Genomic DNA, 16,674 nt, shown 5'->3' on the forward strand with positions numbered 1-16,674 from the left:
CAACCTGACGGCACGCTCTCATTTTTCTTGTCTTTCTTGTGCTTCGCGATTCTAGTCCGTTTTTCCCGGAAATCATTGTGCGATGCGGCAGCGCGTTCCGGATCACCGGCCGCAGCACGATCACCGCGGCACGGAGCCTGGCGGCAGTTTATGCGCGCTCACGACCGGGAATTGTCGTCCGTGAGACAATCCCCTTCATTTTTCGCGATTCCTCGGCGATGCAAACACTCGACGAAATGCTGCAAGCGTCATGCTGGGCGCGACGACTGTCGGTCGATGAGCTTGCTTGCGTCAAGAACGACATCACGCTGCAGACAGTTCCCGCCGGCGGCTACGTGTGCATGAAGGGCGAAGCGGTGGAACACTGGCTGGGGGTGGTCGACGGACTGGTCAAGATGGCCAGCAACTGGAGTACCGGAAAAACCACCAGCTTCCTGGGCCTGTCGAACGGCAGCTGGTTCGGCGAAGGCTCGCTGATGAAAGACGAACCGCGCCGCTACGACGTGATCGCCCTGCGCGAGTCGCGGATCGCCTACATGAAGCGCAGCCGGTTCCAGCACCTGCTCGACCACAGCATCGCCTTCAACCGCTTTCTGCTGATCCAGCTCAACGAGCGCCTGGGTCAGTTCATCGGCATCCTCGAACACGAACGCCTGCTTGATACCGACGCCCGGCTGGCCCGCTGCCTGGCGTCGATGTTCAATCCGCTGCTCTACCCCGGCAGCAGCCTCGAACTCCGGATTTCGCAGGAAGAGATCGGCCTGCTGGTCGGCATCTCGCGCCAGCGGGTCAACCAGGCGCTGCAGAAGCTCGAACAGGCCGGGCTGCTGAGCGCCGATTACGGCACCCTCACCATCCTCGACCTGAACCGGCTCCGCAGCTTCGGCGCATAGAGCACCTTGGCTGGCCCGCGTTCGGCGCAGCCGCCGCACCGCCACCCCGAGTGGCCGTCGCCGACGAAGCCGCCAATTTCCTCTCGGCAAGCGGCCGCACTGGGCTCCGACACGCGGGATTGAACGCCCTTTCGATCTGGGTTAGTATTCGGCGCCCCGAGGGGTGGTCTTGACAACACTTTGAAAATTGGTCCCAGAACTTTTTTGCAAGACAAAACAGGAGGAATAGCAGACATGAGCAGCATAATTTACGACCGACTCAGGCGGAATCCCAAGTTCCACGAACTGGTCACCAAGCGAGGAAGCTTCGCCTGGACCCTGTCAGCCATCGTGCTGATCATTTTCTATGGCTTCTTCATGTTGATCGCCTTCAACCCCAAGATGCTCGGACAACCGATCGCCGAGGGATCGCTGTGGGCCATCGGCTACACCGTCGAAATGGTCATGTTCGTCTTCTTCTGGCTGCTGACGCTGCTGTACGTCCGTCGTGCCAACGGCGAATTCGACGACCTGACGGCCGAGATCATCAAAGAAGCCCAGAAGGAGACCAAATGATCAAGCGACTTACAACGGCACTCGCCCTGCTGGCGTTCTCCGGCATCGCCGCCGCCGCCGGCCCCGCGCTGCAAGGCGAAATCCAGACGCAGCCCACCAACTGGCATGCGATCATCATGTTCATCATCTTCGTGACGCTGACCATGGGGATCACCTACTGGGCGGCCGGCCGAACCAAGTCCACGGCCGACTTCTATACCGCCGGCGGTGGCATCACCGGCTTCCAGAACGGCCTGGCGATCGCCGGCGACTACATGTCGGCGGCGACCCTGCTGGGCCTGACGGCGATGACCTTCAGCCGCGGCTACGACGCCTACATCTACATGATGGCGTTTTTCGCGGGCTGGCCGATCATCCTCTTCCTGATGGCCGAACGGCTGCGTAATCTGGGTCGCTTCACCTTTTCCGACATCACCTCGTATCGCCTCGACCCCAGCGTACGCACCATGGCGGCGATTTCGTCGCTGGTGGTGGTGGTCTTCTACCTGATCGCCCAGATGGTCGGCGCCGGGCAGTTGATCAAGCTGCTCTTCGGCCTCGAGTACAACGTCGCGATCTTCGTCGTCGGCCTGCTGATGATGGTCTATGTCACCGTCGGTGGCATGGTGGCGACGACCTGGGTGCAGATCATCAAGGCCTGCCTGCTGCTTTTCGGTGGCACGCTGGTGCTGATCCTCGGCTTCTCGCAGTTCGGCTTTTCGCTGACCACGCTGCTCGAGAAGGCGACGGCAGTACATAAGCTGGGTGGTGCGCTGATGACGCCGGGCAGCCTGCTCTCCGACCCGGTCACCGCGATCTCGCTCGGTCTTGGCCTGATGTTCGGTACCGCCGGCCTGCCGCACATCCTGATGCGCTTCTTCACCGTCGGCAACGCCAAGGAAGCGCGCAAGTCGGTGCTCTACGCTTCGGGCTTCGTCGGCTTCTTCTTCAACGTCATCTTCCTGATGGGTCTGGTTGCGGTCCTGCTGGTCGGCCAGAACCCCGAGTACTTCGAGGGCGGTGTAGTCGGCGGGAAGCTGATCGGCGGCGGCAACATGGTCGCCATGCATCTGGCCCACGCGGTCGGCGGCAACATGCTGCTCGGTTTCCTGGCGGCGGTTGCTTTCGCGACCATCCTGGCAGTCGTCTCGGGTCTGGCGCTGGCCGGTGCTTCGGCAATCGCCCACGACATCTACGCGCGCGTGATCAGAAAAGGCGAAGCCACCGACAAGGAGGAGATCAAGGTTTCGCGGATCGCCACCATCGCCCTCGGCTTCCTGGCGATCATCCTGGGCATCATGTTCGAGAAGATGAACATCGCGTTCATGGTCGGCCTGGCCTTCGGGGTCGCCGCCGCGGCCAACTTCCCGGTCCTGATCCTGTCGATGTACTGGAAGGGCCTGACCACTCGCGGTGCGCTGTGGGGCGGTTACGGCGGCGTCATTTCCGCCGTGCTGTTCGTGCTCTTCTCTTCATCGGTATGGGTGGACGTCCTGCACAACAAGGCTGCCTTGTTCCCCTACACGCAGCCGGCGCTGTTCGCCATGCCGATCGCCTTCATCCTGGCCTACATTTTCTCGGTTACGGACAGCAGTGCCCGTGCCGCGAAGGAGCGGGACGCGTTCGAAGACCAGTACGTGCGCGCGCAGACCGGTTTCGGCGCTTCCGGTGCCAGCCACTAGGTAGTCGTCAGGCAGCACAGAGCTGCAACCCTGGCGGTGCGACAAGCCCGCCAGGGTTTTTTTTCGCCCGGGCATCGTGCTTTCGACTGCCTCCCCGGGGCAGCGCCGGTCCTCGCGAACAGGTTCCCGCCGCGACCCTGGCGGACCGGTCGGGTGGGGTGTTGGCGAAATCGGCTAAAGTTCCACGACCATTGTCCGTGAAAGAAGTGATACCAAGCGCCGCCCAAGGGAATCCCGCATGCATCCTCACTTCCGGCTTCTTGCCATGTGCCTGGTGGCCATTCTGCCTTCTCCGGCGGCGGCCACCTGGCAGCTCGTATCTGCCGAACCTGGCAGGCGCGTCGAGATCGATCGTGCCAGCATCCGGAAGGTCGACAACGGCAAGACCGAGGCACACGGACGGATCATCCTCGAAAAACCGATCGTCGACCCGAGAACCTCGTCGTCGTACCGGATCGTCGAGGCGATCAACCGCTACGACTGCGCGTCGCGCAGTTACAGCACGCTCAAGCGAAGCTACTTCAAGGACGAAGGCGAACTGCTTCGCGAAGAGGAAGTCAAGGTCCAGATCGAAATGCCGGTACGGACCGGAATGCTCGACGACAAGCTGCTGCGCGAAGCCTGCCGCCCGAAGCCGGGAAACGAAGCTGCAATGGCCGCGAGAAAGACCGCCGACAAGGTCAGCGAGGCTGCCGGCGAGCTGCGCCGAGCCAATGAGGCGCTGATCCGGAAGGAAGTGAAGCGCGCCAACCTGCAAACGCTGGCCGCCGAAAAGAGCTCCCCCGAGGCCGCCCCGGCTGCGGTCGCCAAGCCGGTCGGCCGCGATCACGCCGCGCCGCCGGCGCCAGCGATTGCCGCCACCGCGCGGCCCAGACACGCCGCTTCCCGATTCGCGGCATCGGCCATCGACCATGCCGATCTGATCGCCGCCTATGCGCACGCCGACATCCGCTGGGCCTACGAGGGTGAAGGCCGTCCGGAGAACTGGGGCAAGCTGAAGCCAGGGTATGCGCTCTGCGAAACTGGCGAACGGCAATCGCCGATCGATATTCGCGACGGCTTTCGGGTCGACCTGGAACCGATCCGCTTCAGCTATCGGCCGTCCGAGTTTCGGGTCATCGACAACGGCCATACGGTGCAGGTCGAGGTCGGCGGCAGCAATCTCGCCTTGCTCGGCAAGACCTACGATCTGGTCCAGTTCCATTTCCACCGTCCGTCCGAAGAGCGGATCAACGGCCAAAGCTTCGACATGGTCATCCACCTGGTCCATAAGTCCGAGGACGGCCAGCTCGCGGTGGTCGCCGTGCTGCTCGAACACGGCATCGAGAACCCGCTGATCCAGACCGTGTGGAACAACCTGCCGCTCGAGAAGAATCGCTATGTGGCGCCGCCGAACCAGGCCATCGACGTCGCGCAACTACTGCCCGAAACCCGCAGCTACTACACCTACATGGGTTCGCTGACCACCCCGCCGTGCACCGAAGACGTCCTCTGGCTGGTCCTCAAGGAGACGCAGAAGCTGTCGCCCGAGCAGCTGAAGATCTTCTCGCGGCTCTACCCGCACAACGCCCGGCCAGTGCAACCCAAGTTCTCCCGGATGATCAAGGAGTCGCGTTGAAATTGCGCTGAGCGCTGCGGCCTGGCAGCCCGGCGAGCAGCCGTGCCCGGCTCTGGCCGATGGTAACGAAACTTCGGCAATCAGCCGTTCAGCGCTCGGCAGTGCCCGACGATCGCTTCCAGCAGCAGCGCCTGCACAGCTGGCGGCAAGTCGTGCCCCATTCCCGGAATGATCTGCAGCCGCGCGCCGGCAATGTGCCTGGCCGTATCGCGGCCCGCTGCCACCGGCAGCAGCGGGTCGTCGGCGCCGTGAATGACCAGGGTCGGCACGCGTATTCGCGCCAGCTCCTGGCGCCGATCGCCGGCGGCGATGATCGCCAGCAACTGCTGAAGCTGTCCCGCCGGGTAATACGCCCGCCGGATACCGCGTTCGAGCTGCCGGCGCAACTCGCCCTCGTCCGCGGGATACCCGGGACTGCCGATGACCCGGAAAACGCGCACCAGCTGCTCAAGCCGACTGTCAGGATCATCCGGCCTGGCCGGCCGGCGAAGCAGCTCGCGCAATGCTGCCGGCTTGCCGAAGGCGACGCGCCAGTTGCCGCTCGACGACATGATCGAGGTCAGGCTCAACACGCGCTGCGCGTGACGCGCGGCCATGCTCTGGGCGATCATTCCGCCCATCGACGCCCCGACGACGTGTGCAGCTTCGATCTCCAGTGCGTCGAGCAGGCCGACTGCGTCGTCAGCCATATCGCTCAAGCGGTACGGCGAAGGAACCGCCAGCCCGAGCACGCCACGCACCACGGCCAGCAGGACTGCCGGCCGCTGGCGCCAGTCGATTCGCGTTGAATGGCCGGCATCGCGGTTGTCGAAGCGAACCACGCGAAAACCCCTTTCCACCAGACCGATGCAGAAAGCGTCGGGCCAGGCGACCAGTTGCATGCCGAGTCCCATGATCAGCAGGATTGCCGGCGCGCCGGGATCGCCCAGGCTCTGGTAACAGATCTCGATACCGTTGGCACGGACGAAAGCTTCTTCGGCCAACGCAGGCGGGGCGTTGGCCGCGCTCCCGCCCGGCCGCTCGACGCTGCCCCTCACCGCTGCCCGCCGCCAACTGGCGGTCTCGCTGCCCGACCCGCCGGGTGCCGGCGCGCTCGCGGCCGAGGCGCACCGGCAGCCGCCGCCTCGTCCGACAATCGCGCCAGCTCCGCATAGGCGTGCTGCAAATCCTGCGCCAGTGACGCGACGTCCGGAACGGCGTTGCTGGCGACGGTCAAACCGATGTCCAGCGAATCGCAATAGCTGAAGACGGTGATATTGAGGCCCAGGCCATGCACGACGATGCTCACGGGCCAGCAGGCGCGGACCCGGCCGCCCGCCAGGTAGAGCGGCTGCCGCGGCCCCGGCACATTGGAAATCGCCAGGTTGGCCAGCGGCGGCAAGGTTTTCGCCAGCCCCGAGCGACCATACAGCGAAGCCAGCACGCGCAGTATCCAGGGCGCCCCGATCGACGGGAAATCGGTCGGGATGACCGACCTGGCCTGCGTCGTCAAGGCCTTGGCAGCACCGGCCGCAGCGCGCACCGCATGCAGTCGCCGCAGCGGATCGGCCTCGTCGGTGGCCAGCCTGACCAGCGTCAGCGTCGCCTGGATAGTGGTCTCGGTATTGCCCGCGGCGCGCAGCGACACCGGCATGGTGGCGATCAGCGACTTGCGCGGCAGGCCGCCGTGCTCGCGCAGGTAGCCGCGCAGCGCAGAACCACAGATGGTCAGTACGACATCGTTGACCGTCGCCTGCTGCTGCTCGGCGATTTTCCTGACCCCGGCCAGTGGCAGCGACACCGCGGCAAAGCCCCGCCCGCCCTGGATCGGTACGTTCAGCGGTGTTTTCGGGCCCAGCGCAAGACTCTGCCGGATACCGCTTCGATCACCCTTCGCCGCCCGCCCGAGCATTCCGGCCAGCAGCTTCACTGCGCCTGGCAGCTGCCCGGCCAGCTTGCCGCACTGGCTGGCCGTCTGCCGAACGGCGGCGCCCAGCCGCTCTGCGGTACTCGATGTTTCGCCCACACCGGCGCGCTCGCGCCAGTCCACCGGGACTTCTCCTGGCACCGCTGTCGGATCGAAAAGAGCACCGAGCAATGCTACCCCGGAGACGCCGTCGAGCGCGGCGTGATGAATTTTCAGGTACAGGCCGAGTTGACCGGCTGGCCCACACCGCAGCCCTTCGATGATGGTCAGTTCCCACAGCGGGTAGCGATGATCGAGCAGCGTCTCGTGGAGCGCTCCGACACAAGCTTCGAGCTCGGCGAAGCCCGCCGCGTCGGGCAGCACGACGTGGCGCAGGTGATAGGAAAAATCGGGGCTGCCGCCGTCGATCCAGACCGGATTGGCAAACTGCAGCGGCATCGGCGCCAGACGGGCCCGGAAGAACGGTGCCAACGCCAGCCGCGGCGCCAGTTGGCGACGGACTTCGCCGGCAAAGTCCGCTGTCGCTGCAACCGGCGCGTCGAGCAGATACAGCGCGGCCACGTGCATCGGTGTTGCCGGCGTTTCCAGGTGCAGAAAAGCGCCGTCCAGCCAACTCATGACTCGCATCGCTCGCCCCTCATCGTTGCCCCGGCCCGACCCGCTCCCGGTACGACTGTATCCCGCTCGACGCCCTGTGGGAAGCTTCTGGCAGCAGCCATGACCGCCCGGGGGCCGAGGCCTGGCCGCGTCACGCCCGCGGCCATCGGACACCGGCCAGCCGACTTCGTCGCTGGCGCAGCGCGCTGTAAATTTTCTCCTGCAGCCAGCCGATATCGCCTGACGGCATAGAATGACAGGCGTGGCCAGAGTGATGAAAACCATGAAAAAGATTCTTGTGATCGACGACGACGCCGAGTTGCGCCAGCTGCTCGCCACCTACCTTGGCCGGCATGGCTTCGACACCCTGCTGCTGCCCGACAGCGGCCAACTCGACGCCTTCCTCGCGCGCTACCAGCCGCAACTGCTGGTTCTCGACCTGATGCTCCCCGGTGAAGATGGCCTCGCCGCCTGCCGACGCCTGCGGGCCCGCGGCGAGACGCTGCCGGTGATCATGCTCACCGCCCGCGACGAAGCCGCTGATCGGGTGCTTGGCCTGAACAGCGGCGCCGACGATTACCTCGGCAAACCCTTCGATCCGCGCGAACTGATCGCCCGCATCGAGGCCGTGCTGCGCCGCGCCGGCCGCTCGCCGACGACGCCGGATACCGGCGACGGCGTGCTGACTTTTGGCGAGTGGCGGCTCGACCGGAACGCCCGCCAGTTGTCCACCAAGGGGCGCCTGGTGCCACTGACGAGCGGCGAATTCGCCTTGCTGAACGCGCTGGTCGGCAACGCCGCGCGGCCAATGAAGCGCGAGCGCCTGCTCGAGTTGACCCGCGGGGAAACGACCGAATCCTTCGACCGCGCGATCGATGTCCAGATCCACCGCCTGCGCCGCGTGATCGAGGTCGATCCCGCGCATCCCCGCTACCTGCAGACGGTGTGGGGTGTCGGTTATGTCTTTGTTCCCGATGCCAAGAGCGGCGCCAGTCCGGATCGCGCGCTCAGTAGCGACCGATGAGGCGCCTACTGCCGCGGCTGATCCCTTCGTCGTTCGCGGGTCGAACCGTATTGCTGGTCATCGCGGTGATCGTCGCCGCCGAGGCCGCGACCTTCTCCCTGATCGGCCATTTTCGGCGCAACTCGCACGTCAGCCAGACGGTGCAGCTGATCGCCGGCCAGATGCACCTGCTGCAGATCGTTCTGCCACGCCTCGACGACGAGAGCCGTCGGCGCCTCGCCGCCGATCATGGCGCACACGACCTGCTGTTGCGTCCGGACGACAGCAGCGTGCCGGACGATCAACCGCAATTCCACTTTGCCGATCGCCTTGCCGCCGACCTTGCCGACCGGCTTGGCGAGCCGGTGCACATTCGGCTCGGTCCCCGCGGCGGCCTGTGGATCGGCTTCATGGCCGTCAACGAGCGCTGGTGGCTGATCCTGCCGTCGCCGCGCTTCGAACCGCAGGCGCTGCCCACCGACCTTTGGCTCGGTCTGGCGATCACCCTGGCGGCGGTGCTGCTGATTGCCGGGGCGTTCGTCAAGGGCATCGTCGGCCCACTGGCCCGGCTCGGCGAAGCGGTCGCAGCAACCGGTGACGGCGCTGCGCGCAAGGTGACGCCTGGCGGTCCGCGTGAAGTCAGGCGCCTGGCCGAACGCCACAACACCATGCTGGAGCAGCTGGCCAGCATCGCCGCCGAGCGGCGAGAAATGCTCGCCGGTCTGACGCACGACCTGCGGGCACCGCTGGCCCGCTTGCGGCTGCGCCTGGCGCTGCTCGAAAACGATTCCGAACGCGCCGGCCTGGCCCGCGACATTGACGACATGGAGCGGATCGTCGGTCAGTGCCTGGGCTTCCTGCGCAGCGAGGGAATCGCCGCGGCACCTGCGCCGGTGGCTATCGCCGCCCTGCTGCGCGACGAAGTCGCTCGCCAACGCGAACTCGGTCGGCCGGTCGAGTTGACCGTCAGCGAGGCCGCGGCAGCGTGCCAGGTCGCGATCGCCGCCGGCAATCTGCAGCGACTGCTCGACAACCTGATCGACAATGCGCTGCAGCATGGCGCGCCGCCGGTCGAAGTCGTGCTGCGGACGGCCGGCGACGCGCTGGCCACGCTATGCGTCCGGGACCACGGACCGGGAATCGCCGACAGCCATCGCGAGCGGGCGCTGGAGCCCTTTGCCCAGCTCGAACCCGCGCGCGCAACTAACGGCAGCTGCGGGCTGGGGCTGGCGATCGTGCGGCGAATCGCGGCCGCCTGCGGCGGCGAGGTCGTGCTCGGCGATGCCGCTGGCGGCGGCCTGAGCGTGACCGTGCGTCTGCCGACGCGCTGACCGGCGCCGCGCGGTGCCTTGCTTGCGGCGTGAAACTTCTCGATACTCGCCGTGCCCAAAGCCACTTCACCGGAGAAACCACCCATGAACGAGCACGAGCAGCAAGCAATCCTCGCCATCAGCCTGATGGCGGCCTTTGCCGACGGACACAAGGACGAGTCCGAGCGTGCCGAGATCAAGCGCATCGCCGACGCGCTGACTGGCGAAGGATCGATCAATCTCGCTGCGCTGTACCAGGACGTGCTGCTCAAGCGCGTCTCGCTGGCTGACACGGCGGCGGCGCTGACGACACCCGAGGCGCGGCAGCTGGCCTTTGAAATGGCGGTCTGCGTGTGCGACGCCGACGCCGTGCAGTCCGCTGCCGAGCAGGCTTTTCTCGGCGAACTGCGCAATGCCCTGGCGCTCGACGCGCAGCAGTCGGCAGCCTACAGCCGGCGAGCCGAAGCGATCGCCACTCTGCCGGTAGCAGCGGTCGGCACCGAAGACGAGGCGGAAGCGTGGGGAAGCGGCTCCGGCAGCGCCAAGACAAAGCCGGCGCCTGCGCCGGCAGCCGGCCCCGCCGGATCTGCGTCGACGATCAGCGACGCCGAGATGGACAAGATCATCCTCAATGCCGCGATCCTCAACGGTGCCCTCGAGCTCCTCCCGGAATCGCTGTCTACGATGGCCATCATCCCGCTGCAGATGAAGCTGGTCTATCGCATCGGCAAGTCCAGCGGTTTCGAACTCGACCGCGGGCATATCAAGGACTTCCTGGCCACCGTCGGCGTCGGGCTGACGTCGCAGTATCTCGAACAGGCCGGGCGCAAGCTGCTCGGCGGCCTGCTCGGCAAGGTCGGCGGCGGCATCCTGCGCGGCCTTGGCAAGCAGGCGGTCAGCTCGGGGATGAGTTTCGCCACCACCTACGCCCTGGGCCACGTTGCCAGACGCTACTACGCCGGCGGGCGCAGCTTCTCGACGCAGATGCTGCGCGAGGCCTTCGACGACATGGTCGGGGAAGCCAGGAGCCTGCACGACCGCTATCTGCCCGAAATGCAGGCCAGGGCCAGGTCGCTGGACAGCGCAAAGATCGTCGACCTGGTCAGGCAGGGTTGACTGGATGGCTGCGCGCTGCCCGACACCTGGCCACCTCCAGCCGGCCAGCAGCCACGGCCACGGATGCTGACCTTCGATAACCGTTTCGTGCGCGAGTTGCCGGGTGACACCCAGCACGGCAACGTACCGCGACAGGTCTTCGGCGCGTGCTGGTCGCCGGTGACCCCGACGCCGGTCGCTGCGCCGACGCTGCTCGCCCATTCGCGCGAGGTGGCCGCGGCGCTTGATCTCGACGACGAGGCGATGGCCACGCCGCAACTGCTCGCCGCGCTGGCCGGCAACGCACTGTTGCCCGGAATGGTCGCCTACGCGACCTGCTACGGCGGCCATCAGTTCGGACAGTGGGCCGGCCAGCTCGGCGACGGCCGGGCGATCATGCTCGGTGAAGCGATCAACCGCGACGGGCAGCGCTTTGAACTGCAGCTCAAGGGCGCCGGCCCGACCCCTTACGCGCGCCGGGCCGACGGGCGCGCGGTCCTGCGCTCGTCGCTGCGAGAGTTTCTCTGCAGCGAGGCGATGCATCACCTCGGCGTGCCGACGACGCGCGCGCTGAGTCTCGTCGGCACCGGCGAAACAGTCGTTCGCGACATGTTCTACGACGGCCATCCAGTTGCCGAGCCGGGTGCGGTGGTCTGCCGCGTGGCGCCATCGTTCACCCGCTTCGGACATTTCGAGCTGCTCGCCGCCCGCGGCGAACGCGAACTGCTGCACCGGTTGGTCGACTTCACCATCGCCCGCGACTTCCCCGGGTTGGCTGCTCGGGCGCTCGCACCGGAGCAGCGGCTGCGCGCCTGGTTCACCGAGGTCTGCGAGCGCACGGCCCGCCTGATGGCGCACTGGCTGCGCGTCGGCTTCGTGCACGGGGTGATGAATACCGACAACATGTCGGTCGTCGGCCTGACCATCGACTACGGTCCCTACGGTTGGGTCGACAACTTCGATCCGGGCTGGACGCCGAATACCACCGACGCCTCCAGCCGACGCTACTGCTTTGCCCGGCAGCCGGCGATCGCCCGCTGGAATCTCGAAAGACTGGCCAACGCCCTGGCGCCCCTGCTGCCGACGCCCGACGATCTGGGCAGCGGCATCGAGCGCTACGATGCCCTCTACTCGGACGAGTTCTGCACGGCATTCGCCGGCAAGCTCGGTTTTCTCGGCTGGACTCATGACGACGGCGAGTTGCTCGACGACCTTTTCGAACTGATGCGTCTGGCGGAGACCGACATGACCTCGTTCTTCCGCCAGCTGGCGCAGCTGGATATCAACCGGCCGGACCCGGACGTTGTACACCACGCCTTCTACCGTGCCGAACTCCGCGATCGATACTCGCCCGAACTCTCGCGCTGGCTGGCGCGCTACGCCGCTCGCTTGCGGCAGGACGGGCAGCCTGCCGCGCAGCGCGTCGCCGCGATGAACCAGGTCAACCCGCGCTTCGTGCTGCGCAACTATCTGGCGCAGGAAGCCATCGACCGCGCCGAACAGGGCGATACCGGGATGCTTCACGAACTGCTCGAGGTCCTCCGCCACCCCTACGACGAGCAACCCGGGCGCGACGCCTTCAGCGCCAAACGGCCCGACTGGGCGCGACACAAGGCGGGCTGCTCGATGCTCTCGTGCAGCTCCTGACAGCGCCGGCCGCGGCTCGCGCTAGAATGGAGCCCCGGAGATCAACGCTGCCTTCACCGAACGAGGACTTGCCATGCCCTTCACGCCCGATCTGGTCAATGAGCTCAATACCCTGGTCCGCTTCGATCTGGCAAACACCCAGCAGGGCATCAAGATCCACAAGATCGCCGATCCCCAGATCATCGCCGCCACCCTGCGGCTGCATCGCAAGGGACTGGTCACGCAGATGGATGGCGGCTATCTCACCGGCCTCGGCCGAGACGCGGCCGAACACGCGCAGGCCGCCCTGACGATTCTCACCTCGGTCCAGGTCGCGATCAAGGAGTAAGCGCCGCGCCGGGCGCGAAGACGACCAGAGCTGCGCCAGAGAGCGCTTCGCCGGGCCGGTGCAGGCGGCGTTCACGAAATCGCACCACCAGGCATGTACAATCGACGCCTCAATCAGCATCGCGGCTCGCCCGTGTGCCGCCAGAGGGCGCCGGCAGAACAGGTCGGGATCAGTCACCGGGGGGCGCGCAGGAATGAAATCCACCCGCTGGTGGTGGCGATACCCCATGGCGGGGATGGTCACGTCGCTGACGGCAGGGCGCGCAACCGGCGGCGGACAGCCCAAGGGTGATCATCGCAGAGACAAGTTCCGCCAGGCCAGGGCACCGTCCTGCAAGCCGACTTGGGAAACGTCGCTTACCTTCCCGACGCGGAGTTGAACCAATCGGTGAAACAATAGCCGTCGGTTGCGCTGCGCGATGGCAGGGTTCTCGCGCCTGGACCTGACGGCCGGCGCGGTTTTTTTCTGGCCTGGTGCCGGCAAGGAGTGGAAAGTGAGTGCAGGTCAAGGGGTTTGGCTGGCCAGCAGCACGCCGTGGCGCGTGCTGATCGTCGCCGGCATGCTTTTTTCTGGCGCCTGCGCCGCAGCAGCGCAGGCGGCGGGCGACCTCGCCAGGCCGCGTGTCGGTCTGGTGCTCGGCGGCGGTGGCGCGCGCGGCGCAGCGCATATCGGTGTTCTCGAAGTGCTCGAAAAACTGCGCGTACCGGTCGACTGCGTCGCCGGCACCAGCATGGGTGCCCTGGTTGCTGGCGTATACGCCAGCGGCCTGCCACCATCAACGATGCGCAGCAAGCTGGCAGAGGCCGACTGGGACGACCTGTTCCGCGACGACCCACCGCTGGACCAGCAGAATTTTCGCAAGAAGGTGCTGGACAAGCGCTTCCTGCCGGGTTCGGAGACCGGTATCGGTCCGCAGGGCGTGAAGGGTCAGCCCGGGATCGTCATGGGGCAGAAGATCAAACTGTTCTTCAACACACTGGTTCGCGATTATCTCGGTGAGCGCGAAATTGAGGCCCTGCCGCTACCGCTATCGATCATCGCCACCGACATCGTCGGCGGCGACAAAGTGGTCTTTCGCGAGGGCAGCCTGTCGAACGCGATGCGCGCCAGCATGTCGGTCCCCGGCCTGATGGCGCCGGTCGAAAGCGACGGCAAGAAACTGGTCGACGGCGGCCTGGTCGACAACGTGCCGATCGACGAAGCCCGCCAACGCTGTCAGGCCGACGTGATCATCGCGGTCAACGTCGGCTCGCCGTTGCTCAAAGCCGAGGACATCAGCGGCCTGCTGAGCGTTTCGGCGCAGATGGTCAACATCCTGACCGAACAGAATGTCACACGGTCGCTGGCGACGCTCAAACCGACCGACATCTACATCAAGCCCGATCTCGATGGGATTACCGCCGGCGATTTCAAACGCAGCTCGGAAACCGCGGATCGCGGCGTTGCCGCGACCGAAGCGGTCGCCGATCGCCTGCGCGCGCTGGCGGTCAGTGAAACCGCTTACGCCGCCTGGGTAGAGCAGGTTCAGCCCCCGATGCGCGCGGCACCGCGGGTTGGCGAAGTGCAGATCGCCGGACTCAGGCTGGTCAACCCGGCAGTGATCGAACGCTATCTGCAGATCAAACCAGGCGACACGGTCGACCCCGCCAGAGTGGACGCTGATCTGATGCGGGCGTATGGCGACGGCTACTACCAACAAGTCGATTACGCGCTGGACTCCACCACCCTGCGCGACCGTGACATTCTGCGCGTGTTGCCGGTCGAGAAGAGCTGGGGACCCGATTACCTGCGCTTCGGTCTCAACCTCGACAGCAATTTCCGGACCGACTCCACGTACAGCATTCGTGCAGCCTATCAGAAGACCTGGCTCAACAGCCTCGGCGGAGAATTCCTGGTATACGGTTCGATCGGCTCCTTGAGCGGAGCCGGAGCCGATTTTTACCAGCCGATTGACGCCCGCCAGCGCTACTTTGTCGAGGCGAACGTCCACTATCAGAACCGATTGACCGGCATTTACGAGAACGACAATCAACTCGCCCAGTACAAGATCAGCGAAACCAGCGTCAGGCTGGGCGCCGGAATGAACATCGGGCTGCTCGGACAGGCGCGTCTCGGCTGGCAGGAAAACTTTCGGAAAAGCCAGCTGGAGACTGGATCACCGATCCTTCCCGAGCAGTCGAAGACCTTTGGCGGCTGGTTTACCGCACTCGACTTCGACCAGACCGATCGCCTCTACTTCCCAACCAGCGGCTGGTCGAGCAACGTCAAGTACTTCGACTCGCAAGCCAACGGCTACAGCAGGCTCGACGCTGGCGCCAGCGGCTACTTCAGCATCGGCGACTGGGTGCTGGCCAGCCGGCTGTCGTACCAGGGCTCACCCGTCGGGCAGCTACCCACCTACGACCTTGGACAACTCGGCGGCATGCTGAACATGACCGCCTTTGCCGTCGGCCAGTTGAAAGGCGACGACATCAGCTACGGCAGCGTCCGTGCCGAGCGCATCATTGGCCGCCTGCCGCTTGGTCTGCGCGGCGACCTGCGTCTGGGGGTGGCCCTGGAAGCGGCCAAGGTCGGCAGGCCTTTCACCGAGACCACCCTGAAAGGCTGGATCCCGGATGCCGCGATCTACCTCGGTGGTGAGACGCCACTGGGCCCGGTCTACCTGGGCTACGGTTACTCGAACGCCGGCTCGACCGGTGGCTATTCGAATTTCTACCTGTTCCTCGGAACACCCTGAGCGGTCAGGCGCAAGTCGAATGCACGAACCGCCGGCCAGCGCTGTCACTTTGCTCCCGATCCGGCGCCTGTTCGCCAGCCGCAGCTTGCGCCGCGCGGGGGGGGCGGCCAGGGCTGCAAAGACGCTACCACCCGGACACGAAGAAACCAGGCTGGTCGCGGCGAGGGAGTTCGCAGACGCAGACGCTGGTTGCGCCTTGCGGCGACGAGAGGCCGCGCGCCCGGCAAGCCCAGGGCCAAGCAGCGCCAGGGCACCCGCCACCGGAACATTACCCGTGGAATTGTCACCGAAGACCACGTCGTCCAGGATCGCCCCAACATTGTCGCCGCCAACATCTTCAAAGCCAGCCGGGCGCTGAACGCACTACCCGGATCGAAACCCAGGCTCACTTGCGAAAAAATGGTGCCACAGGAGTTCTGAAACTGTTGGTGGAGGCGATCAGTGCGTTGGTGCTGGCGTCACCAAAGCCAAAGACGATCTCATCCGCGCTGCCGCCACGCGGATTTCCGGACCCCTCTGCGCCAGGCAGGTAGCGAAATCCCAGGCAACAGGGTGAAGGTGGCTATGCTGGTGATCGCGCCGCATTGCCCGTCGAACCAGCCGAATCCGCATCGAAATCGTCCGCGAACAAAACCGCGGACCGAGCCCGAAGCCGGCCATGACGAAGAGGACGTGCATCACGTTTGTTGATCGACATCTGAATCTTCTTGGAAGACAAATGAGCAGCTGGTGACCCGAAATGATCGAAGAAGAATCCAGACCATCAAGGCATCCTGGCAATAAATCAGAGCGTCGAACGGCCGCCGAAGGGGACAACGCGGGGCGCATGTAGAGAAACTCGACACCGCGTATCGGCCACGTTGCTCATCCCGTCGGCGAGGATCCGCCCGATGACGCCAAGAACGACCAGGACGAGTACCATGGCAGCCGGCCGTGACGGACGGCTAACAGCACCGGAGCGCCGACATCCGGATGCGAGAACGGCGATCAACGGTGGCGGCGCCGGTCCTCCTGCAGACAACCGCGTCACTTTAACAGGCAAGGAGCACGACGATGGAGCAGCAGGGGATATCGAAGGTGGCCAAGATCGCCGGCTCGCTGGCTCTGGCGACCGCACTCGCCGCGCCGGCAATCGCCGAAATGAGCGCCGAGGAACTGGCCAAGCTGGCCCAGAACCCGGTCGGCAACCTGGTCAGCGTGCAATGCTCTCAACGTAACGCGCCATTGGCATAAATTGATCGGCGGACCCAGAAGCCGGTTGCGCGTCAGGCGAGCACAAGGCAAAGTATGTATCCCCTTGATACGGATGTAAAATTTTATATGC

13 protein-coding genes are annotated in these 16,674 nt (G+C 65.4%); 11 read left to right on the top strand and 2 right to left on the bottom strand.

Annotated features, from left to right (window positions below; genetic code table 11):
- Positions 1-218 precede the first annotated feature (218 nt).
- From Q1L50_RS07320 to Q1L50_RS07335, 4 genes are all read left to right on the top strand, one after another.
- Positions 219-893, top strand: coding sequence for a Crp/Fnr family transcriptional regulator (locus Q1L50_RS07320; RefSeq protein WP_300337167.1), 675 nt, complete (start codon positions 219-221; stop codon positions 891-893).
- 234 nt (positions 894-1,127) lie between these two features.
- Complete coding sequence (locus Q1L50_RS07325) at positions 1,128-1,448, top strand: DUF485 domain-containing protein (protein ID WP_300337146.1); 321 nt, start codon at positions 1,128-1,130, stop codon at positions 1,446-1,448.
- Positions 1,445-3,109 carry a cation acetate symporter gene (locus Q1L50_RS07330; RefSeq protein WP_300337148.1) on the top strand — a complete coding sequence of 555 codons (1,665 nt, stop codon included), beginning with the start codon at positions 1,445-1,447 and terminating at the stop codon, positions 3,107-3,109. The genes Q1L50_RS07325 and Q1L50_RS07330 overlap by 4 nt, the downstream gene beginning before the upstream one ends.
- A 238-nt stretch (positions 3,110-3,347) precedes the next feature.
- Positions 3,348-4,727, top strand: a complete 1,380-nt coding sequence (locus Q1L50_RS07335; RefSeq protein ID WP_300337150.1) for a surface-adhesin E family protein — start codon at positions 3,348-3,350, stop codon at positions 4,725-4,727.
- An 80-nt stretch (positions 4,728-4,807) separates the two neighbouring features.
- Here the strand turns inward: Q1L50_RS07335 and Q1L50_RS07340 are convergent, their stop codons facing one another.
- Both Q1L50_RS07340 and Q1L50_RS07345 read right to left on the bottom strand, forming a co-directional pair.
- Complete coding sequence (locus Q1L50_RS07340; RefSeq protein WP_300337152.1) at positions 4,808-5,710, bottom strand: alpha/beta hydrolase; 903 nt, start codon at positions 5,708-5,710, stop codon at positions 4,808-4,810.
- Positions 5,711-5,760: 50 nt separating this feature from the next.
- Positions 5,761-7,251, bottom strand: a complete 1,491-nt coding sequence (locus Q1L50_RS07345; protein WP_300337154.1) for a wax ester/triacylglycerol synthase family O-acyltransferase — start codon at positions 7,249-7,251, stop codon at positions 5,761-5,763.
- Between the two features lie 253 nt (positions 7,252-7,504).
- Here Q1L50_RS07345 and Q1L50_RS07350 point away from each other — a divergent pair, with 253 nt between their 5' ends.
- From Q1L50_RS07350 to Q1L50_RS07380, 7 genes are all read left to right on the top strand, one after another.
- Complete coding sequence (locus tag Q1L50_RS07350) at positions 7,505-8,254, top strand: response regulator (RefSeq protein ID WP_300337156.1); 750 nt, start codon at positions 7,505-7,507, stop codon at positions 8,252-8,254.
- The gene (locus Q1L50_RS07355) at positions 8,251-9,564 is read left to right on the top strand and encodes a HAMP domain-containing sensor histidine kinase (protein ID WP_300337157.1); all 1,314 of its coding nucleotides are present in this window, start codon (positions 8,251-8,253) and stop codon (positions 9,562-9,564) included. Before Q1L50_RS07350 ends, Q1L50_RS07355 begins: the two co-directional genes overlap by 4 nt.
- A gap of 84 nt (positions 9,565-9,648) precedes the next feature.
- Positions 9,649-10,659 (top strand): DUF533 domain-containing protein, encoded by a 1,011-nt coding sequence (locus Q1L50_RS07360; RefSeq protein ID WP_300337159.1) that lies wholly within the window; start codon positions 9,649-9,651, stop codon positions 10,657-10,659.
- Between the two features lie 63 nt (positions 10,660-10,722).
- On the top strand, positions 10,723-12,285 hold the full coding sequence (locus Q1L50_RS07365; RefSeq protein WP_300337161.1) for a protein adenylyltransferase SelO: 1,563 nt from the start codon (positions 10,723-10,725) through the stop codon (positions 12,283-12,285).
- Between the two features lie 73 nt (positions 12,286-12,358).
- Complete coding sequence (locus tag Q1L50_RS07370) at positions 12,359-12,613, top strand: TIGR02647 family protein (RefSeq protein ID WP_300337162.1); 255 nt, start codon at positions 12,359-12,361, stop codon at positions 12,611-12,613.
- Positions 12,614-13,106: 493 nt separating this feature from the next.
- Positions 13,107-15,350, top strand: a complete 2,244-nt coding sequence (locus tag Q1L50_RS07375; RefSeq protein ID WP_300337164.1) for a patatin-like phospholipase family protein — start codon at positions 13,107-13,109, stop codon at positions 15,348-15,350.
- Between the two features lie 1,053 nt (positions 15,351-16,403).
- Positions 16,404-16,583, top strand: coding sequence for a hypothetical protein (locus Q1L50_RS07380; protein WP_300337165.1), 180 nt, complete (start codon positions 16,404-16,406; stop codon positions 16,581-16,583).
- Positions 16,584-16,674 lie beyond the last annotated feature (91 nt).

This window comes from Accumulibacter sp. (assembly GCF_029255145.1).
Lineage (GTDB): Bacteria > Pseudomonadota > Gammaproteobacteria > Burkholderiales > Rhodocyclaceae > Accumulibacter.

Bases quoted from the DNA above. Each gene is read 5' to 3' on its own strand.
- Q1L50_RS07365 (WP_300337161.1), top strand. From the start codon at position 10,723: ATGCTGACCTTCGATAACCGTTTCGTGCGCGAGTTGCCGGGTGACACC.
- Q1L50_RS07370 (WP_300337162.1), top strand. From the start codon at position 12,359: ATGCCCTTCACGCCCGATCTGGTCAATGAGCTCAATACCCTGGTCCGC.
- Q1L50_RS07335 (WP_300337150.1), top strand. From the start codon at position 3,348: ATGCATCCTCACTTCCGGCTTCTTGCCATGTGCCTGGTGGCCATTCTG.
- Q1L50_RS07320 (WP_300337167.1), top strand. From the start codon at position 219: ATGCAAACACTCGACGAAATGCTGCAAGCGTCATGCTGGGCGCGACGA.
- Q1L50_RS07360 (WP_300337159.1), top strand. From the start codon at position 9,649: ATGAACGAGCACGAGCAGCAAGCAATCCTCGCCATCAGCCTGATGGCG.
- Q1L50_RS07325 (WP_300337146.1), top strand. From the start codon at position 1,128: ATGAGCAGCATAATTTACGACCGACTCAGGCGGAATCCCAAGTTCCAC.
- Q1L50_RS07345 (WP_300337154.1), bottom strand. From the start codon at position 7,251: ATGAGTTGGCTGGACGGCGCTTTTCTGCACCTGGAAACGCCGGCAACA.
- Q1L50_RS07355 (WP_300337157.1), top strand. From the start codon at position 8,251: ATGAGGCGCCTACTGCCGCGGCTGATCCCTTCGTCGTTCGCGGGTCGA.
- Q1L50_RS07380 (WP_300337165.1), top strand. From the start codon at position 16,404: ATGGAGCAGCAGGGGATATCGAAGGTGGCCAAGATCGCCGGCTCGCTG.
- Q1L50_RS07350 (WP_300337156.1), top strand. From the start codon at position 7,505: ATGAAAACCATGAAAAAGATTCTTGTGATCGACGACGACGCCGAGTTG.
- Q1L50_RS07330 (WP_300337148.1), top strand. From the start codon at position 1,445: ATGATCAAGCGACTTACAACGGCACTCGCCCTGCTGGCGTTCTCCGGC.